Here is a 20,491-nt window from a genome sequence, read left to right as displayed (position 1 = left end):
GCAGGTACGGCTGGGGATCAGGCGGGGCGTACGGTCAGTCCGGTGACGCGCAGCAGGACAGTGCCGTCCGGCTCGAGCGCGTCGGCCGATGCGGAGTCGGCGTCAGCCACCAGAGAGATCGCGTCGCCGTGCGCGGCGAGCAGTGCGGCGTCCGGGCGGTCCGTGAACAGCTCGACCCGGTCGATGCCGACCGGCGCGGCGCGCACGGTGTGCGGCGTCGGCGCGCTGGGGTCGACTTCCTGAAGAAGGAAGAGGAGCTGGATGGCCGCGTCCAGAAGGAGCACCGGGAGCCCAGGTCGCGAGAAGCTTGCCTCCCACGTATCGAGCCGGGGAGCGAAGCGGGCCGTGGCCTGGCGCGCGAGGACGCGTACCTGGTCGAGTGACGCGTAGGGACCGCTCAGGAACAGCGGTCCGCCTCCTTCTCGGTACCAAGGGGGTACGACGGGAAGTCCCCCGTCCGTCCCGGGTGTCACGGCCGAGGGAGCAGGGGGCTGCCGGTTGGCGAGTTCGGCCGTGATCGTGGCGTGAAGCCGCTCGCGTACGACAGCTTGGCCTCCCGGAGGCCGCAGCGCGCTGACGACGCGTACGGTGCCGTCGGTGCCGGCCCGCAGCTGATGGCCGGTCGGCGGTTCGGCTCGCAACGGCAGCCGGAACGCCAGGTCGCGCAGGGCGGTGACCACTCGTCCGGTGTTCGCGGTGCGTACGGCCTCGCAGGCGAGCGCGGCGATCAGGGCAGCGGGGGCGACGGGTTCGCCGCGCAGGAGGTGGTGGCGCAGATGGCCGTCGTCGCCGGACGCATCAGGGCGGAAGGACAGTGAACCTTCGGCCGTCTTCCGCAGCACCGGCGGTACGACCAGCGCGTATTCGGGCTTGCCGAGGTAGACGACCTCGGGGTCGGGGTCGTGGGAGGCCAGTTCGTCGAGGTAGAGCCGGACACCGTCGTGATTGGAGACCCCCGACAGGGCTGCCTGGCGGCGCAGCAGATCGCGCATCACCGGCTCGGCGGCGAAACCGGATTCGTCCCACAACGCCATGGCCAGGGTGGTCTCGGCCACGTCGGAGAACGAACGGGCCCAGCGGGACGTGCAGTTGAGGAGCTCGTTGCCGGAGCAGTAGTCCGCTTCACCGGGCCAGCCGAGTACCGCGAGCAGTGAGCCGATGTTGTGCCACCGCCTGGGAGGGCGGTCGGCGAGAGTGCGGTGGAGGTTGAGATAGCCGAGGATCTTGGTGTCGCGGACCCGGCGGACCCGTTCGAGCGAGGCGGTGCGTACCAGGCCGCCCTGGTGCACCCCGGAGGCGTTGATCAGCAGGTCGATCCGGTCGTGCGCGCGGTGGACGCTGTCCATCGCGGCCTGCACGGCCGCCGGATCCGTCACGTCGCAGGCGAGGTGGGTGACCCGGTCGGGTCCGCAGAGCGCGGCGAGGCGTTGGAGGGTGCGCCGGGTCTCGGCGGCCGCCCTCAAGCGTTGGTGTGCGGTGATGAGTTCGGCCAGGCCGGTCTCCGGACGGCGGGTGCGCTCGGCGGCGAGGAAGTCGGCGCGGGAGACCACGGTGGCGGTCGGGGAGGGCGGTGTCCGGCCCAGCACGTAGATCCGTGGGCCGCCGAGCTCACCGGCCAGGGCTGTCAGCAGCTCCGCGGTGATGCCCCGGCCTCCGCCGACGGCCACCACGACGCTGTCCCGGCCCAGGGAGGGCTGCACGGCCGCTCGGGGTTCGGCGAAGCCCAGCGTGTAGGCGTGGCGTTCGCCTCCGAGGTGGACGGACACCGAGAGATCCTGGTGACGGCCGGACTCCTCGGAGAGAAGTGCCAGCCCCCGCTTCGTGTCCCGCTCGTCGGTCAGGACCGCGAAGGCCGCCGCGTCCGGTGCCTCCCGGGCCAGGCTCTTGACCAAGCCCGTGAACGGACCTGCGGACGGATGAACCACACCTTCCCGTAGGGCATCGAGCAGCAGGATCCCGTACGAGTCGCCTGTGCCGCCGTGCCATTGCTGCGCGGCGAGGAAGGCCAGGTCGTGCAAGGTGCGCAGACGGTGCACCGCGGTCAGGTCGTCCGGCGAGGTCCGGGTGGCGGCCAGGTCCGCGACCACCCGGACGTGGCCGCGCTCCCCTGTGGGCAGGAGGGCCGCGAGTGAGGCGGGATCGGGGAGCGGCGTTCCCGGAGCGGGCGGAGGCGGAGCCTGAACGACTGTGGTGGTGCCGGGGAGGGGGACACCGTCGAGAAGGCCACGATCGGGCACCAGAAGAATGCTGTCCGCCGGCACTCCCGCAAGTGCCTCGCGCACGGAGCGAGGTGGCGCCGGGGCGAGCCGGCGGGCCATCCGCCACACCGGCGCAGGTGCGGCCGCCGGGTCCTTGGGCCTTGAGTGTTCGAGCGCCGGAGTGGAGGGCTGAGGCGTGGCCTCGTCGGTGCTGTCGAGGTGGAGCTGAGTGCCCCAGTCGGCTGCGCTGCCGATCGTCGTCCGCCCGGGCGGGGCGGCGAGGTGCGCGAAGACGGCGGTCATGGTGTCCGCGCCCAGATAGCTACGGCCGGAGTCGGCGAGCGGCACACGGCAGGACGGACGGGTCGAGGGGTCGGCCCCGCCGGTCGTCGTGCGCAGCCGGGCCAGGATCGGCAGACCGTGTTCGTGGGCGGTGGACTCGCGGGCAAGGACGAGCAGAAAGGCGCCCTCGGCCAGTTGGGCGGAGGCGGGCAGGGCTTCGGCGAGTTCGGGGGTGGAGTTGCCGTTGACCCCGGCCACTACGGCGAGATCGAGACTGCCGTGCCGTAGATGTCGCTCGGCGGTCCGCAGTGCGTCGGATGCCGCGTCGGGGCCGGTGTCGATCGTCGTACTCAGCCCGTGGAAGTCGCACAGCGCCGCCAGCCGGGCCGAGATGATGTTGGGCATGATGCCGGGGAAGGAGTCCTCGGTGCTGGGTGGCACCAACTCCCTTACCTTCTTGGATATGTGTGTGAATTCGGGGCCTGATCCGATCGTGTTCTCCAGGTCGCCGAGATAGCAGCGCAGCGCGTAGTGAATCGCTTGCCGGGTCGGCCCCATGTGTCCCGCGATCACACCCGTCGTGTCGTGAAGTCGGTTGCAGACCTGGCGTACGGGGTCGGGCAGCCGGTGATAGGCGCGCAGCAGCATGATCTGGGTGCGGTCCATGTTGCGCAGTGTCGGCGGCGGAATCGGCACCTCGGCGAATGCCGGCAACGGGTAGTCGTCACCGAAGCCGCGTTCCGGGGCGGGCCCTGTCCCGCGCAGCCAGGCTGTGACGGCTCCGGAATCCGGATCGCCCGGCAGGTCGTACGACGTTCCCACGACCACCGTGCGGTCGGTGTGCAGTGCTGTGCGCGAGCGGCGGCCCGTGGTCTTCTGACCGATGACGAGATGGGCGTTGGTGCCGCCGAAACCGAAGGCGTTGACCGCGACGGTGTGCGGCTGGGCGCCTGGCAGCGCGGTGGGCCGCGTCGGCGGGGTGAACCGGCTGCCGTCCAGGATGGGCAGGGGTTCGCGCAGATAGCGCTGGGGGCTGACGGTGCCGTGGGCGAGTCCGGTCAGGGCCTGGACCACCGAGACGGCACCCGCGGCCCAGCCGGTGTGGCCGACGATCGCCTTGTTCGACGAGAGCAGGGCGGGCGGGCCCTGCCCGGCGACTCGGTGCAGGCCGGCAAGTTCGGTGCTGTCACCGGCTTGAGTGCCGGTGGCGTGCGCGATCACCCAGGAGACGGACTCCGGTCCCGACGGGCTGTCGGCGTACGCGCGGCGCAGCGCGATCTCCTGGCCCGCCTGGTTGGGCGCGTAGATGGCCTTCCCCTTGCCGTCGCACGAGAGCCCGATGCCATCGACGACTCCGAGGATCCGGTCGCCGTCGCTCTGGGCCCGATCCAGGCGTTTGAGGACGAGCACCCCGGCGCCGTCGGAGAACAGGACACCGCTGGCGTCGCGGTCGAACGACCTGACTTCACCGGACCGGGAGAGTCCGCTGAGTTTGGAGAACAGCACGACGTTGCGTGCCGTGTAACCGAAGGCCCCGCCGCTCACCGCGATCGAGCATGCCCCTTCGCGCAGCGCCTTGACGGCCAGATCGATGCTGTAGAGGGAGGAGGAGCAGGCGGTGTCCACCATGACCAGTTCGGTGGCGTCGGGGAGGATCCCGGAGACAGCGTTACGGCCGATGCGGTGCGGCAGGCACTCGGCCGCCGGCGTTCCGCCCCGCCGGTAGTGATCCGCCAGGGCGGCCCGCAACGTGCCGCTGTCGCCCTGGGCCGCCTCATCCGCCAACAGCCGTTGATAGCCGGAGCGCACCAGGTGCTCCTCCAGTTCCTGGCTGCCGTCGGCGGTGAATCCGAACGCGGCGAAGAAGCGGTCGCCAGGAGCGCGGGTAACTCCGTCCAACGCCGTGTGCAGCCCGTGCCGCAGCCAGAGCGTGGTGTCCTCGCGGCTCGGCAGGGTGTCGCGTTCGAGCTCGGCTCGCAGGGCTGGGTGTGGGACGAAACCGGTGATGAAACCGGATTCGCGGGTGTAGGACCGGTCCTCGGCCGCAGGATCGGGCGAGTAGAACGCGTCGGCGTCGAATCGGCTGGGCCGGCCGAACATATGGTGCTCACCGTCCAGTACCTGGCGCAGTTCGTCGGGTGAGTTCGCGCCCGGGACAACGGCTGCCATGCCGACGATGGCGATGACGGCTTCGGCGTCCGGCTCGATGTCAGGGGCGGGGCCGGGAGCCGGAGTGGGGGAGGGGGCCTTGGTCTGGGCCGACGCGGGTGCGGGAAGCGGTTCAGCGGCGGGCGTCGCGTCCTCTGCCTCGGTCCCCGGGCCCAAGGCTGTGTGAGGGGCCTGCTCCGACTGGCGGGCGCGGTCCGCTTCTCCGCGTGGAACTGCTGAACCGGCAGGAGGCGCGGCCTGGATTGAGGGTGCGGCGGTCCGGGCCGCGACGGTCCCCGTTTGCGCGCGGGTCCCCATGTCCGGCCCAGGAGCCAACAGCATCGCGCCGAGCGACAGGCCGCCGTCGGCGAGGAGATTCTGTCCAGTGACCCACGAGGCCGCCGGTGAGGCGAGGAAGGCGACCACCTCCGCCACCTCCTCCGCCCGCCCGAGCCGCTCGCCGAGCGGTGTCGCCTCCCGGACTCGGTCCTTGAACCGGTCCGCCTCGGGGAAACCGTCCACGACGGGGCTGTCGAGCACCCCGCACGTCGCGGTGTTGACCCGGATGCCGCGTGACGCGTACTCCACCGCCAGATAGCGGGTCAGAGCCTCCACTGCCGCCTTGGCCGTACCGCAGGCACTGAAGCCGTGCATCACGAGCGAACCACCGCCGATGGAGGAGACGTTGACGATCGCCCCACCGCCCCGGGAGTCCATCAGTCGGGCTGCCTGCTGCGCGCACCACAGGCTGCCTCGCAGATCGGCGGTCCAGGCTCGTTCCCAGTAGCGGTCGTCGATCTCATCGACAGACCCGAGAGCCCCGGCCCCCGCGTTGTTGACGAGAATGTCCAGGCCGCCATGTCGTGCCTTGACCTGGTTGAACATGTCCTCCACCTGCGCCCGGACGGCGACAGAGGCACGGATCAACTCACCAGAGCCGCCGGTGGCGAGGATGCTCTCCAACAGCGCGGGCGCCTCTTGCCGCGAATGGAAGTAGTTGACGACGACGTGGGCGCCCCGGGCGGCGAACGCACGGCTGATCGCTTCCCCCACGCCCCGCGCCCCACCTGTGACCAGTACGACCTTCCCAGTGAGGTCCCCCGGACCGTGGCCGGTCTTCACCGAACCGCCTGTCCGTCTGCGTGGGCGATCACGTGGTCCGCTATAGCGCCGAGCGAGTTCAGCTCGAGAATGCGCAGCCCGCGAGACCCCTCCGTCAGCTTGAACTCCTCGGCGACCCGGGTAAGTAGCGCGGTCTGCTTGAGCGAGTCCACGCCGAGCTCGGCTTCCAGGAGCGCGTCCGCGGTCAGAAGATCTGGCGGGTACTCCAGAGCCTGCCCGTACAGTTCGCGCAGCCGGCCGAGTACCGCCTCACGGTCCGCTGACGCCGGCTCCGGGATGCCCGGGGCAGGCTCGTGTTCGTCGACCTCGTCGACCTCGTCGCCCTCGCCGCCCTCGACGGCCGGCGCCGGGGCCGCCTCCGGCGTGCTGGGAGGAGGGGGAGGGGGCGCCCAAGTGGAGTCTCCGCAGTCCGTGATGACCGACCGCAGCGCCTCGCTCTCCCGTTCCGGATCGAGCAGCGGCGCATACGTGGTGATGCCAGGCACCGTCAGTTCCGCGCACCGGGTCAGCGCCTTGAGCGCGCCGGTCTCGACGTACCCTGTGACACCGCGCGCGTGTAACTGACGCACCGTGTCGGTGAAGCGCACCGGCAGGACCAGGCACTCGCCGAGCAACCGCAGCAGATCGTCGCCGTCGGCGTAACGCCGACCGTGGATCGGGGAGATCACCGGGTGGTCCATCGGATGCTGTCCGATGCCCTCGGTCAGCATGATGAACCGGGTCACGGCACCCCGCATCGAGGGATGGTGCGAGGCATAGGGCAGATACAGCCGGGTGAAGAAGAGATCGAGTGCTGCCGCTGCCTTCCCCGCCCGCTCGATCGCGTCGACCGGTCCGCTGATGACCGTCTGGCGCGGGCCGTTGACGCATCCGATGACCAGATCCGACTCGTCGAGGGCACCGATGAGATGCCCTACGAGCTCCTCATCGGCCCCGACAGCGGCCATCGCTCCCCGGCCTTCCCACTCCTTGAGAGCCTCGGACCGGGCACAGACCAGGCGCACACCGTCCTTGAGTGTGAAAGCGCCGGAACAGACGAGCGCTGCGATCTCACCGAAGCTGTGACCCACGAGAGCGTACGGCCGGACTCCCGCGTCCACGAGAAGCCGGTGCGTGGCCACCGAGGCGCCGAATATGGCCATCTGGAGCAGTTCTGCGGGGCGGTCCATCATCTCGTCGATGGCCGGCGGCGCCGCGCCGAACAGCACCTCGGAGACGGGCGGCACCCCGTGCTCGGCGGAGAGGCGGTCGATCTCGTCAAGAGTCTCGGTTACCTGGGTGTGGTCCTTCCGCGCCTGGGCGAGCATTCCGGGCGAGTACGCTCCGAGACCGGGGAAAAGGAAAGCGGTACGACGAGGCACGCTGCTTACTCCTTGTGACGGGACAATTGTGGCGGTTCAGGTTCGTGCGACGTGCAGCCCGGGCAACGACCATCCCGTGAGGAGCCACCCCGATGAGCGCGACCACCTCACGACCGCAGCCCGGCCGCGAGTCGACTGAGCTCCTGCGCCCCCACAGGGTCCGGAGCCGTGCTGGATCCGGAAGCCGTTCGTGACGTCTTCCTGAACCGGTGCGGCCGATAAGTCCGCCATTCGGCTGGTCCTTCCGCCTGATGGAGCGGGGAGTGGTACGCCACGGGCACAGCGAAACAAGCCGCTGTTGGGCCGAACTCACGCCAACACGCCGCAGCCATGCCAGTTCAGCACCGTCCCGTATCGCCGAGCCAGGCATGAAAGCCGTAGACGAGTCGCACAACTCGCAACCTGGTGAATTTGTGAAACGCGGACACGGAACCTCACACCCGCACGGTGCGTCCGGCGAGCCGCATGCCGCGTTGCTCCCGATGCCGGTGGGGTGATCGCAAGGCCGGCGCATGCCCGGACCGCAGCAGCGGGCACTGCTGGTGCCCTGCCAATTCCTCCAACAGGGGTCGTTCGTCGGCCCGTGTGCGTCGGTTCACCGGGGGTGTGCGTGGGACACAGGGGGTGGGAACCGACGTCTCGCATATGCCCGTCGCACACGCTTGCTTCCCCCCGGATCGCTTCGCTTCACTGCCGTAGCGCGCCCAGCGAACGCATCCGCGAACGAGGCGTGCGAGCGGAAGGGGAACCCGCCGTGCAAGATCCTTTCTTAAGTTCCGAAGCCGTCACTGTCGGGAGGGCTTTCGGTAGCCTTTGGCCTGCCGCACGGAGCTCAACGCCGTCCTCTCCTTCAGGCACGGAGCGAAGGCCGGCGTCAGGACGGTGCGCATCGACGCACACCGACGCGAAGCGAGCCGGCGCCGTTTCGGCCGCCCCGGACCGCGACCGGAGCGGGTAGAGATCACGCACCGCTTACGACTTGGTGAATGTGCGTCAGTGCGATCGCCCCCCGCGTCCTGGGGCATACGACCAATACGTGGGTTGTCCCCTGACGTGTGCAAAGCGCACCGGCGACCGTTGCGATGGCGCACGGCAAGGGGACACCCCTCCTTCAGACACCGGCAAGAGCGCCGCATGTTCGCACGCCCGGGAGGCAGCCGTGCCACGCACCGCCAACACCCAACTCACGCTCTTGTTGGAGGCGGCCGGCTGGGGCCCTGCCCAGTTCGCCGCCGCCCTCCGGGGCATTGCTGCTGAGCAGGGCCTGAGGTTGATCGTCCATCTCACCACGGTGCGGCGCTGGCTGGAGGGCACCCAGCCCCGGCCCCCGCTGCCTGCTCTGATACTCGAATGCCTCTCCCGCCGCCTGGGCAGGCGCATCATGGCCCACGAGGCCGGCCTCACCCGAGCCCCGGCCCCACTCGTGGAAGCTGCCTGGGAGGCCGACCCCACCCGCAAACTCATCCACCTTGCCCGGGCCGAACTCGACCCGCACCGTCGCGCTGTGCTCGGCGCAGGCGTCCTCACGGCCACCACACTCGCCCTGTCAACCCAGAGCGAGACCCCGGGGGCCCCCGACGGACCGGCGTACTCCGGCCGCGCGGCTGAGAGCGATCTGGAGCAACTGCGGGCCATGGCCTCGGTGTTCGCCACCTCGGCCGACCGGTACGGCGGCCAGCATGTGCGCGCCGCCCTGGCCGCCTACCTCGCCCACGAGGTCGCTCCCCTCTTGCACCGTCCGGCCCACACCCAGGTGCACCGCAGCCTATTGGCCGCCACCGCCCGGCTCGCCCTACTGCTGGGTTCCATGTGCGCCGACAGTGGCCACGACTCCTTAGCCCAGCACTACCACCAGATCGCCGCCCGCCTCGCCGCTGACGCCGACGACCACACCACCCTCGCCATCGCGCTGCGCACCATGGCCACCCACGCCCACGACCTCGGACAGCACACCCCCGCCGTCCTGAACCTCGCCGAACGGGCCGACCAGCACGCCCGGCACGCCCCGCCCGCCGTCCGCGCCTACACCCAGGTCCACCTGGCCGTGCTCAACGCCCACCACGACCGGCACGCCGCTGTGGCCGCTCTGCTCCGCGCGGAACGTCTGCACATCGAGGCCGATGACGAGCCGGGACCCTTCAGTAGTTACCCGGCCGGGGCCTTGCACTACCAACGCGCTCAGGCCCTCGCCACCCTCAAGGACCGCACCGGCGCCCTCACCGCTCTGACCACTTCCCTGCGCCTGCGCACCCCGAATGAACGCCTGCCCGCCGCGCTCACCCGTGCCCGCCTGGCCGAAACCCACTTACGCCTCGGTCACCTCGAGCCCGCTCTCACCCACTGGCAGGCTCTCCTCGACGCCTACCCCACCCTCCTCTCCATGCGCGCCGACCAGCGTCTGACCGCAGCAGTCCAGCACCTGCGCCCATACCAGCGACGTGCCGACGTCGCCTGTCTCCTCGACCGCATCACAGAGCCGACCAGTCTGTCGCGGTGAACGGCCAGCGCCTGATGGGTTGTCACCTTCCAGTCCATGTGTGCCGCCACACACCCCAGGGCGGGCAGTGGGCGAGTGGCCGAGAGCGCAGTCAAACGGATCTTGCATAGTCGGAATTGTGTGCGCCTGCATGCGTGTGCTGCCCTCCGGCGCATGGGTCTCGCATCAATCCACTCCAACGGCGCTACCCCGCTGCAGGGTCTCGCACCTCGTGTCGTGCGGGGATGCACTGACCTGCTGTCATGCGGCAGTCTCACGGCGGTGTCGTATGGCTTCGTCTCACGAAGATGTCTGATTCCTCGCCGCGGTGCTTTGCTTAGACGTCATCTCATTTGGTGAGTCTGCGGTAGCAGATGAGGGTGCAGGCGATGCTGGTGAAAGCCAGGAAGTGCTCGGCTTTGCGCTCGTAGCGGCGGTGCAGTCGGCGGCATCCGGCGAGCCAGGACATCGTGCGCTCTACGGTCCAGCGGTGCAGGCCAAGGCGGGTCGAGGACTCGATGCCCTTGCGGGCGATGCGGTGCCGGATGCCGCGCCCGCGTAACCATCGCCGCAGGTAGTCGTAGTCGTATCCCTTGTCGGCGTGGAGCTTTGCCGGCCTGCGCCGCCGGCGTCCGCGACGAGAGCGAACCGGCGGTATGCCCTTCACCAGCGGGATCAGTGCCTGGCTGTCGTGGAGATTCGCCCCCGAGATTCCGACGGACAGGGGCAGACCGGTCCGCTCGGTGACCAGGTGGATCTTCGACCGTATTTGCCCCGGTCTACAGGATTCGGGCCTGTCAGATCCCCCTTTTCAGGGCCCGCATGTTCACCGAGTCGATCGCGCAGCGGGACCAGTCCAACTCGCCGCGGGAGCCGAGCTCGTCAAGGACCACGCGGTGGAGCTTGGCCCACACCCTGGCCTTCGACCACTCGGCAAAGCGCCGGTGAGCGGTCGCCCCCGACGCCCGAACGACGCGGACGGCAGCTGTTGCCACGTGCAGCCCGACGTGGCCACGAACACGATCGAGGCCAATACCTCCCGGTCACCGTGTCGACGCCGACCGCCACCCTGAGGCCGCGACGGAGCCTCGGGAACCACTCGCTGGAACAGCTCCCACAACTCATCCGGCACCAGCCGCTCAACGATCGAGACCACGACCGACAGCCTACCGATCCAAATGAGATGACTTCTAAGCTTGTCGTTTAACCAAAGACGTTCGGCGGGGTCGCGGCAACGGTGACCTGTGCGGTCCAGGACCCGGGTTCCCGGGGCGGATCCCAGGTCACGTCGACGCGTACTTCGTGGAAGTCGTGTGCAAGTCCTACCACCATGGCCGCCGCGGCGGCCCGAGCCTCGGCTGGTCCGGCGTTGACCGGAACGTCGGCGAGGCGCCCGCAGAGCATTCCGCCTTCCACGGTGAGGACACTGTGGCGCCAGCCTTCCGGCGTCGCGAGCAGGACGATGCCCTTCGGCATGCCGAAGGGACGTTGCCTCTTCGTCTCCCGCTTTCGTCTCGCCATGGAGCCATCCAACCTCGTCGGCTTCCTGACGGTTCAGGCGGGCGGAGCTTCAGGTGCCGCGGCGCGGCTTGGTGCCGACTTTGTGGTGGGCGGGACGGCTGAACGCCTCGCCGGTGGCGAGGACCCGCCCGACGTCGTGACGCGCGGCCGGTAGCCGGTTCTTCGAGCCTGGCGGCCTGCCTGGGCCGGGGCGGGACGGTTTCGGTGCACCAGCCGGGGAACCGGTCTTCGCGTGCAGGTTCCTGAACACCCTGCGGACGCGGGCGGGCGTGAGCCTGTTCGGATCGGTCGGCTTCTCCCAGGGCCTGCGGAGGTCGGTGGCCAGCGGGCGTGCGAGCCGGATCTGGGCGTAGGCGGCGATTACGAGCCAGGTCCACCGGTCGGCAGCTTCCGAGCTGCGAAGCCGGGGCTTGGTCCAGCCGAGGGTCTGCTTGAACAGGCGGAATGTGTGCTCGATGTCGAAGCGGCGAAGGAAGCACTGCCAGCAGCGGTCGACGTCCGCTTCGGTGGCGCCGGTGCGCGACCACCACAGCCAGACCGGCTTGTTGACGCCGCCACTGGGCAGCTTCTGAACGACCAGGCGGATAACGGTCCCCTCGATGACGGGCAACGGCCCGTCGTGCTCGAGCCATGCGGCCCGGCGGGTCAGCCGCGGGTGCAGCCGGTCCCATGCCTGCGCGGTCGCCTTCCCGTAGAGCCGGGTGTCCGTGACCGTCACGGCCTGCTCGGTGCCCCAGGTTGCGGGGTCGCCGAAGACGAACTCGCCGCCGTGCTTGGGCGGCCGGCCGCCCCTGGGGTTGGCCAGGTGGAACTCTTTGCGGGAGGGTGTCGGACGCCGCATTACCCGATCTGAACGGAGCCGGCCGAGGATCTCGACGGGCAGGTCATCCAGCAGGTGGGCGATGCGCGGGGCGTCGTATCCGGCGTCCAGCACGACCAGGACCTCCGGGTCACCAGGCCGCCACTGGTCGGCGGCGACCAGCCGCTCGATGACCTCACGGATCTGCTCGGTGGTCACCGCGGCGACATCGGCACCGGGCTCGAGACGGGCCGCGTCCAGCACCGCCGTCCAGGACGTGCGGCCGGTCTCCAGCGCGGCCACCACCGAGTACGGCCAGCCTGGCACCATCTGATGCTTGCCCTCACCCCGCCCGAAGGTGTGGCAAAAGGCCCGGTCAGCACACGTGTTGGCGTCCGGTCGCAGCCACGGCGAGACATCCACCGCCGGCACGAGCCGACCGTCCGCCGCCCGTGGCAACGGCACCCCAGCCAGGGCACGACGCAGCCGGGCCACGTCGATCCGGCCCTGGTTGAGTCCGCCGTACAGCGCTCCGTGCCCACGGCGGTGCTCGGGAGCGAGCGCGAGATCAACCAGCGTTCGCACCGGCCCGTCCGTGCACAGCAGCGCGTCGCATAACTCGAACAACGCGTCGCCCCGCACGGTCAGACACGCGTACAGCTCCGACCGGAAGTGTGACACTTCCGCGAACGCATCCCGCAGGACGCCCTGATGCACCAAACTCACGACCACGGCCTTCGCGCTGATCCACTCTGTGACGGAGCACAGGATCAGACGGAGGCCGCCTACGTGTCCGCTGAAGTGCGAAAACGCTGATCAAGTTCGAGCCACGTTCGACGCCGGTCGTTAAATGACAAGCTAAGTACCTGTTCCTTAACCTTGCAGCTAAAGGGCTGTCCCGTAAATGATCTTCTGGTTGTCCCAGGCATGGTGGGCCGCCGTGCGGCCCACTTCCCTATCCGGCGCGGGCGAGGTTGTGCATCCGGGCGATGCCGAGCATGGCGTGGTGGACGCCGTCGCCCTTGAGGCGGCAGTCGCGGAGGATCTTCCAGGTCTTCAAGCGGGCGAAGACGTGCTCGACCCGGGCCCGGACCTGCTTGTGGGACCGATTGTGTTCCTCTTTCCACTCCGGCAGTTCAAGCTGACCGCGCTGCCGGCGGTGCGGGATGACCAGTCCAGTGCCCGGGTATCCGCCGTCGGCGATCGTGACGATGTTGCCGACGGCGGCCTTGGCGCCGGACTCGTCCCACGCCTTGCAGTCGTTGCGGTTCCCGGACAGCGGCCGGCCGACCACGACGACCAGCCGGGTGTCGGCGTCGATGACGACCTGATGGTTGGTGGAGTACCGCTAGTTCTTGGACCGTCCGCGATGGTGTGGTCCCGGGTGGGGACCAGGGTGCCGTCCACGATGAGGACGGCGTCCTTGGCGAACCGCTTGCGGGGCTGGAGAGCGAACAACGGCCCGAGGTGATTGATGATGCGGTCCGCCGCAGACTTTGACACCCCGAACAGCGGCGCGAGCTGCCGCATCGTGAGGTTCGTGCGCCAGTACGCCGCAACCAGCAGAGCGCGGTCCTCCAGCGGAAGACTCCATGGCCGGCCTTTGCGGACCACGTCCGCACCCTCGCGTCGCAGAACCGTCACCAGTTTCCCGAAGGCGCGGGGGCTGAGCCCGGAGAACGGGGCTATCCAGGACGGCTCCGACGCCGTGATCACACCAGCCACACCAAGATCATCCCAGGCCGGTTAGGGTGCCTTCGTCGAGCCGACGGACTGAAGACGGATGATGGAGCAGGACGAAACCCTGCAACTCGCGGTGGCGTTGCTCGCGCACAGCCAGCGCGATGACGAGACGCCTCTCGCCATCGAGGCAGAGCGGGTCCGTGAGAGCCCATCCTCGTCGACCTTGCGCGCGGAGACGTGCGATTCGGGCCCCTGGACGAGCGGCATCTGTGGAGGATGTCCTTTGACAGCGAAGTTAGTCGGGCCGAAGTCGCTGACCTGCGCGGACTAACTTCGCTGTCAACGCAGTCGCGTGACGCTTCTTTCGGCCCGGACCCCCTGCCCGCCTGCGCCGACTGGGTTGGATGGCAAGGAGCGTCATGTGGAAGGCCAACCTCTTGCAGTGAACCTGCGTCGGCCGCCCGCGGGCCGGTGTGGGCCTTCCCCTTTTGCCGGGGCGACGTACCTCCCGGCAGCGGTAGTTCCGCGCGATAGCGGGCTCACGCGGCGCTACGAGGTTCACGGCGCCGGTACGGCACCGATCTGCTGCATCACCCCGAGGAGATCGGGCTGGCCCCGTTCGCCGACGATCCGGCCGTCGGTCAGGTAGTAGAAGTTCATGGCCTGCACCGAGATCTTGTTGCCGCTCGCCGGGATCCCGAAGAATTCACCGTCGTGGGTTCCCCGCATGGTGAACCGCGCGGCCACGGTGTCGCCTTCGGCGACCGTCTCCTCCAGCGTCCACTGGACGTCGGGGAAGGCGCCGCGCATCATCCCGATGACTTCCATGTACCCATCGGGCCCTCGCAGTGGTTCCGGGTGGCTGGGCGCGTGGAACACCGCGTCCGGAGAAATGACCTCGCGGGCGAGATCCTCGTTGCCCGTGTTGATGAACTCGACGAAACGGTTCATCACTGACTCGGTGGACTGCGATGGCATCTTGCTGTGCCTCTCCAGAGACGTTTGGGCGGGTACCAGCGAGCGTAACATCGAATCGATGTTCACATCGATTCGATGTTCGCGTGCGAAGATGGACTCATGCTGGAACTCGCGATACTCGGCTTCCTCGCCGAGGGACCCCTGCCTGGACACGAGCTGCGCCGCCGCGTCTCACAGCTGACCGGCTATACGCGGCCGGTCAGTGACGGCAGCCTGTATCCGGCGATCAATCGCCTGACCAGGGCGGGCTTGATCGAGCGGCGCGCCGACCCAGCTGCGGGGGCGGCCCGGTACGTGCTCAGCCTGACCGAGGCCGGACGGGCCGAAATGCTTCAACGCCTGCGCAAGCCCGCCGACCACGAGATCACCGACTTCACGCGGTTCTACGTCGTCCTGGCATTCCTCTCCCACCTGCCCGACGTGGCCGAACAGCACGCGGTGCTGCGCAGACGGCTGGAGTTCCTGGAAGAACCGGCGAGTTTCTTCTACGACAACGAGCGGCCCCTGCGTGCCGAGGAGATCGCCGACCCCTACCGGAGGGGCATGCTGCTCACCGCCCGCGCCACCAGCCGCGCCGAACGGACCTGGCTGCGCGAGACCCTCGGGGAGGAACCGCCCGTATTCGACACCGGATACACCGACAGCGATCCGCATGCGCCCGCTGCTCCCGCGAGCTGACTGTCCACGGAGGTACCCCCATGCTTGCTTCCTGGTACGACGCCCAGGGCCCCGCCGCCGATGTCCTGCACGTCGGTGAACTCCCTGATCCCGTCCCCGGCCCTGGCGAGGTCCGCGTCCGCGTCACCGTCTCGGGCGTCAACCCCGGCGACACCAAGAAACGGCGCGGCTGGCTCGGCTCGTCCATGCCCTTCCCGCGGGTGATCCCGCACAGCGACGCCGCCGGAGTCATCGACGCCGTGGGCGCCGGAGTCGACGTCCACCGCGTCGGACAACGGGTCTGGGTACACGGCGCCCAGTCCTACCGCTCCTTCGGCACCGCCGCCCAGTACACCGTCGTACCCGACCACCAAGCCCCACCCCTGCCCGACCACCTCAGTGACGAGCTGGGGGCGAGCCTCGGCATCCCCGGCATCACCGCCCACCGCACCGTCTTCGCCGACGGCCCGGTCGACGGCCAACTGGTCCTGGTCCACGGAGTCCTTGGCGGCGTCGGCTCCCTGGCCGCCCAGCTTGCCCAGTGGGCCGGCGCCACCGTGATCGCCACCGTCCGCCGAACCGCGGACCTCGACCACATCGACCCGGCCGTCGTCTCCCACGCCGTCGCCCTGGATACCAGCGACCCCGCCGCGGCCATCCGCTCGTACGCACCGCAGGGCATCGACCGGATCATCGAGGTCGCGCTGTCCGACAACGCCGACCTCGACAACGCCGTCGCCGCCAACAATGCCGTCATCGCCGCCTATGCCACCCGCTCAGACCGCACCGAAATCCCTTTCTGGCCGCTGCTGTTCAACAACGTCACCCTGCGGCTGCTCGGCAGCGACGACTTCCCCGCCGAGGCCAAGCGCCAGGCCGTCCGCGACCTCACCGCCGCCGCCGCCGTCGGCGCCCTCACCGTCGACGTCCGCGACCGCTACCCGCTGGACCAAATCACCAAGGCCCACGACCACGTCGACACCGGCGGTGTCCACGGCCGCATCCTGGTCACCCTCCCCCAATAGCGCAGACTCGGAACACCGGCCCGTCACCAGCAACCCCCGTCTCATTGACGGCTACTGGATCGCTCACCTCACACGACTAAGTTCACTGTCAAAGAAGCCGAAACGACTGGGTTCGCTGTCAAACGACTCGATTGGGTGACAAGGGACAGAGGAACCCGAGCACCTGACGGCTGTCCGCACTGACCCGTCTCAAACGATCTTTGACGGCGTCTCAACGAAGTTTGCCCGGCTTGGTCAGCTCTCGGGTTCAGCTGGCGGAGTCGAGGGCGTCGGAGTAATTGTCAAATCCTGTGGATCATTGTCTGCACCAGCGAGTTCGGGTGGGTGCCCCCGAGTGTCGACGAGCGCGGCTCGTTTGTGACACTCGTCCCCATGACCAGCAGCAACGCCCTTGGCTTCACCCAGATCGTTGACCCGCACGAGATCACTGACGAGCTGAAGCAGACCCTCGTGGACTGCTGGACCGAGGTGAGCAATGCGGGTGGGGCGGCCGGGTTCCCCTTTCCGCCGGTGGACGCCGCGAGGTCACCGCTGTCCTTGACCGCATCATCGAGAAGCTTGCCCCAACGACCAGCCGCCTTCTCATCGCCTTGGCCGATGGCACCGTCGCGAGCTGGCTGAACATCCGCTGCGATCCCCACCCGGTCGTCGCGCACTGGGGCACGATTCACCACGTGCAAACCCGTCTCGGCGTCCGGGGCCAGGGGATCGGCGCGGCATTGATGAACCGGGTCCGTGAGGTCGCCCGCGACGAGATGGGCCTGGAGCAGCTGCACCTTGCCGCCCGCGGTGGTGTCGGTCTCGAAGAGTTCTATGGCCGACTCGGCTGGAAGGAGATCGGCAGGTGGCCCGGCGCTCTGCGGCTGGCCTCCGACGGCGATCGCGATGAGGTCCTCATGATGTTGTCGCCTTTGTGACACCCAGCAACCTGATCTTGGCCCAGGTAGGGCACGACGACAGGGACAGCAAGGTTGTCATGCCGAGAGGGGCTGCGTGCGCTCGATGAGCTGTCCGCGTTCGAAGCGGGCTCCGGCGCGGACGACGGCGACGAGGTGAGGTGAGTTCACGGCCCGCCAGCGGGCCTGGGCGGACTCGACCAGCTTGAAGACCATGGCCAAGGCGGCGGCCGCGCTGCCGGCACCTCGGGTGACCTTGGTCCGCAAGCGGACGGTGGCGAAGGTCGACTCAATCGAGTTCGTTGTGCGCAAGTGGATCCAGTGCTCGGCGGGAAAGTCGTAGAACGCCAGCAGTTCGTCGACGTCGTCGGTGATCTTCTTGACAGCCTTGGGGAACTTCGCGCCGTAGCTCTTGGCGAACGCGGCGACGGCCTTGAGCGCGTGGTCGCGGTCCTCGGCGTTGGAGATCTCCTGCAGGGCCTTCTTCGCGCCGGGCTGCGCGGACTTCGGCAGGGCGTTCGCAACGTTGGCGATCTTGTGAACCCAGCACCTCTGGTGCCGGGTCTCGGGGAAGACTTCGGCCAGGGCCTTCCAGAAGCCGAGTGCGCCGTCGCCGACCGCGAGGACGGGAGCGCGCATCCCGCGCCGTTGGCAGTCGCGCAGCAGGTCGGCCCAGGAGTCGGCGGACTCGCGGTAGCCATCGTTCATGGCGATCAGCTCTTTCGTGCCGTCCGCGCGGACGCCCATCAGCACCAGCACGCACGACTTCGCCTCCCTCAGGCGTATGCGCAGGTGGATGCCGTCGGCCCAGACGTAGATGTAGTCGCTGGCGGACAGATCGCGCTCGCCGAACGCCTGGTGGTCGGCCTGCCACTGCTGGGTGAGGCGGGTGACCGTCGCCGGCGATAGCCCGGCCCTCGACCCCAGGAACTGCTCGAGTGCGGGCACGAAGTCGCCAGATGACAGGCCGTGGAGATAGAGCAGGGGCAGCACCTCGCTGATCTTCGGGGACTTGCGGCACCAAGGCGGCAGGATCGCGGAGGAGAACCGCTTGCGCTCGCCCGAGGCCTCGTCGACGCGCTTGTCGTTCACCCGTGGTGCCTTCACCTCGACCGCCCCGGCCGCGGTCGTGACCTTCCTCGGCTGGTGATAGCCGTTGCGGACCACCAGGCGGCGCCCGTGCTCGTCGCGCTGGTCGGCCAACTCGGCTATATACGCGTTGACTTCGGCTTCCAGGGCGGCGGCGAGCATCCGTCTCGCGCCCTCGCGGACGATGTCGTCGATCAGGGAGCCGGTCTCGGTCGTTCCATCGGCATTTACTACGCTCAGCACGGGCGTGCCTTCCCGGCCGACGGTGCAACGTCGGCCTACTCGATGACCAGAAGTCGATCACTCGGGAAGGTACGTCCTTTGCGCCCAACCCGAGGCCGATCCACAGGTCATGAGCATTGCTCCCTTCAAGCGTGGTGTCGTGAGGGCGGACAGGGCGTGATCCCGGCGGCCTGCTCCAGCCCAAGCCATAAGAACTCTGTCGCTCCGTCTGTGGTCGGTGCGCTATAAACGGGCCGGTGACCTTGACTGTTGAGCGAACAGACGCACGCACATGGCCTGATGAGCAGATGCAGGAGCTCTTCAGCGAGGGCTTCCCGGAGTTCATCACAGCCGATCGGCTGGCCAAGCAGTACATAGGCAGGATCAGGGAGTGGTTCGCCGACCTTAATCTCACGCTGGTGGACGACCACGGCATGCCTGTCGCGGCCGGCTGGGGTATACCGATCCGGTGGGATGGGCGAACGGAGACACTCCCCACTGGCTACACCCAGGCCACGATCCGCGCCGTGGAGGGGCGAGAACAAGGCGTCGAACCCGACACCCTGGTGATCTGCGGAGCAATCGTCACCCCGTCACTCAAAGGACGCGGCCTGGCCGGGGAGACACTCGAAGCACTGCGCCAACTCGCCGAGGATGCAGGATGGCCGCGCGTCATCGCACCGGTCCGCCCGACCTTGAAAGCCCGCTACCCACTGACGTCCATCGAGGCCTTCATGAGGTGGACCCGTGAGGACGGTATGGCCCTGGATCCATGGATCCGGACGCACCAGCGTCTGGGCGCCCGCATTCTCGCAGCGGCTCCCGAGTCGCAAACCATGACCGGCACAATCGCCGAATGGGAGGGGTGGACCGGCATGGCTTTCCCCGAAACGGGTGACTACGTCATCCCTGAAGGGCTGAGCTTGCTACGACTCGACCACTCCGCTGATCAGGGCACCTACGTAGAGCCCAATATCTGGATGCAGCACATCTGAGTACCGAAAGGGCTCTCCGACTACCGTGTCGAGTGCGTGATGTCGTCGAGCCAGTCGCGGTCGGCGATGTACCGGTGCATGCCGGTGGTGAGGTGGGTGTTGAGGTTGTCCCAGACCAGCACGATGGGGCCGCCAAGCTGCTGGTGGGCGGTCTGGATCAGGTCGCGGTAGTCCTTCCAGGAGAAGCTTTTGCGCCCATCGGGCCGGGCGTCTGGGCAGGGCCGGTAGATCAGCCGTGAGGCTTCGCCGGTCTTGTAGCAGGCCAGGGCGGCCACCGATAAGCGGCGGCGGGAGCGGCCCCGGACGCGGACCACAGGGGTGTGGCCGCGTCGGGACCAGGTGCGGGTGGTGGGCGGCGTCATCGAGAATCCGGCTTCGTCCTCGAAGACGAGCCAGGCGTCGAGCGCCGCCACGGTCCTTCCACCTGGGGCCAGGTCTCCTCCACCCAGCTGGCCACCAGGTTCTCGTCCCGCTCGATCGCCCGCCGGGCGGGGACCTGGCAGCTCCAGCCGTGCCGCTTGAGCAGGGCGCCCACCCCTTGCACGGTGTAGCTCTTGTGGAGACGGCGCCCGCTGAGCGTCCTGATCCGCGACAGGGTCCGGGTCTGGTCCGGCCACCCATGTGCCGTCGGGCCCCTGGCCAGCTCCCGCTCTAGCACGGCGAACAGTTCGTCGCTGAGCAGCGGCAGCGATGCTGGGCCTTTCGGGGCTCTCGGCCCATCCTGCGACCAAGCCTTGCGCCAGCGCTGTACCGACCGGACGCTGACCCCGCAGGTCGTGAGCGATGACCGTGTTCTTCTCGCCCTGCCTGAACCGCTCGGCCGCCTGCAACCGCAACTTCTCGCGGAAGGCCCGCCGTTCGTCAGTCAGCCCGCCCCCTTGCGCATGCCTCATGCGGTCGGCATATCGCACGGATCATGAGAGGTCAGTCCCTACGACACCACGCTTTGAAGGTCAGTAGCAGAGCGTTCCGCGTCAGCGCACGGAAACCGGGAAGTAGCCCCATTCGCGCATCCGATGGCGCTAAAGTAGCGGCCCAG

The 20,491-nt window shown here is 68.7% G+C and carries 11 protein-coding genes and 4 pseudogenes; 5 read left to right on the top strand and 10 right to left on the bottom strand.

The genetic code is table 11. The features are described 5' to 3' along the window. Positions 1-17: 17 nt before the first annotated feature. Positions 18-5,750, bottom strand: coding sequence for an SDR family oxidoreductase (locus AB5J49_RS00395; protein ID WP_369166434.1), 5,733 nt, complete (start codon positions 5,748-5,750; stop codon positions 18-20). After that, positions 5,747-7,111 carry an acyltransferase domain-containing protein gene (locus AB5J49_RS00390; RefSeq protein ID WP_369166433.1) on the bottom strand — a complete coding sequence of 455 codons (1,365 nt, stop codon included), beginning with the start codon at positions 7,109-7,111 and terminating at the stop codon, positions 5,747-5,749. The genes AB5J49_RS00395 and AB5J49_RS00390 overlap by 4 nt, the downstream gene beginning before the upstream one ends. A 1,159-nt stretch (positions 7,112-8,270) precedes the next feature. Between AB5J49_RS00390 and AB5J49_RS00385 the strand changes: the two genes are divergently transcribed. Further along, positions 8,271-9,608 carry a hypothetical protein gene (locus AB5J49_RS00385; RefSeq protein WP_369166432.1) on the top strand — a complete coding sequence of 446 codons (1,338 nt, stop codon included), beginning with the start codon at positions 8,271-8,273 and terminating at the stop codon, positions 9,606-9,608. A gap of 328 nt (positions 9,609-9,936) precedes the next feature. Here the strand turns inward: AB5J49_RS00385 and AB5J49_RS00380 are convergent. From AB5J49_RS00380 to AB5J49_RS00360, 5 genes and pseudogenes are all read right to left on the bottom strand, one after another. Next, positions 9,937-10,734: pseudogene (locus AB5J49_RS00380) on the bottom strand (IS5 family transposase). Between the two features lie 56 nt (positions 10,735-10,790). Then, positions 10,791-11,108: a hypothetical protein gene (locus AB5J49_RS00375; RefSeq protein ID WP_369166431.1), complete on the bottom strand. Its 318-nt coding sequence runs from the start codon at positions 11,106-11,108 to the stop codon at positions 10,791-10,793. A gap of 49 nt (positions 11,109-11,157) precedes the next feature. Continuing rightward, complete coding sequence (locus tag AB5J49_RS00370) at positions 11,158-12,633, bottom strand: NF041680 family putative transposase (protein ID WP_369166430.1); 1,476 nt, start codon at positions 12,631-12,633, stop codon at positions 11,158-11,160. Positions 12,634-12,862: 229 nt separating this feature from the next. Continuing rightward, positions 12,863-13,632, bottom strand: a pseudogene (locus AB5J49_RS00365) (transposase). A gap of 516 nt (positions 13,633-14,148) precedes the next feature. Then, on the bottom strand, positions 14,149-14,541 hold the full coding sequence (locus AB5J49_RS00360) for an ester cyclase (RefSeq protein ID WP_369166429.1): 393 nt from the start codon (positions 14,539-14,541) through the stop codon (positions 14,149-14,151). A gap of 126 nt (positions 14,542-14,667) precedes the next feature. On the opposite strand from AB5J49_RS00360, the gene AB5J49_RS00355 reads away from it, so the two are divergent. From AB5J49_RS00355 to AB5J49_RS00345, 3 genes are all read left to right on the top strand, one after another. Further along, positions 14,668-15,246: a PadR family transcriptional regulator gene (locus AB5J49_RS00355; protein WP_369166428.1), complete on the top strand. Its 579-nt coding sequence runs from the start codon at positions 14,668-14,670 to the stop codon at positions 15,244-15,246. Between the two features lie 20 nt (positions 15,247-15,266). Continuing rightward, the gene (locus AB5J49_RS00350) at positions 15,267-16,250 is read left to right on the top strand and encodes an NADPH:quinone reductase (protein WP_369166427.1); all 984 of its coding nucleotides are present in this window, start codon (positions 15,267-15,269) and stop codon (positions 16,248-16,250) included. 590 nt (positions 16,251-16,840) lie between these two features. Further along, the gene (locus AB5J49_RS00345) at positions 16,841-17,167 is read left to right on the top strand and encodes a GNAT family N-acetyltransferase (protein ID WP_369166426.1); all 327 of its coding nucleotides are present in this window, start codon (positions 16,841-16,843) and stop codon (positions 17,165-17,167) included. A gap of 57 nt (positions 17,168-17,224) precedes the next feature. On the opposite strand, the gene AB5J49_RS00340 is transcribed toward AB5J49_RS00345, so the two are convergent. Further along, positions 17,225-18,478, bottom strand: coding sequence for an IS256 family transposase (locus AB5J49_RS00340; protein ID WP_369166425.1), 1,254 nt, complete (start codon positions 18,476-18,478; stop codon positions 17,225-17,227). 236 nt (positions 18,479-18,714) lie between these two features. On the opposite strand from AB5J49_RS00340, the gene AB5J49_RS00335 reads away from it, so the two are divergent. Next, positions 18,715-19,452, top strand: a complete 738-nt coding sequence (locus tag AB5J49_RS00335; RefSeq protein ID WP_369166424.1) for a hypothetical protein — start codon at positions 18,715-18,717, stop codon at positions 19,450-19,452. Between the two features lie 47 nt (positions 19,453-19,499). Here the strand turns inward: AB5J49_RS00335 and AB5J49_RS00330 are convergent. Together AB5J49_RS00330 and AB5J49_RS00325 are read right to left on the bottom strand one after the other, a co-directional pair. Then, positions 19,500-19,814 (bottom strand): annotated as a pseudogene (locus AB5J49_RS00330) (DDE endonuclease); the annotation flags it as partial. After that, positions 19,811-20,345 (bottom strand): annotated as a pseudogene (locus tag AB5J49_RS00325) (winged helix-turn-helix domain-containing protein). The pseudogenes AB5J49_RS00330 and AB5J49_RS00325, both read right to left, overlap by 4 nt. Positions 20,346-20,491 lie beyond the last annotated feature (146 nt).

This window comes from Streptomyces sp. R28 (genome assembly GCF_041052385.1).
Classification (GTDB): Bacteria; Actinomycetota; Actinomycetes; order Streptomycetales; family Streptomycetaceae; genus Streptomyces.
This window is presented reverse-complemented; position numbering and strand designations above follow the sequence as displayed.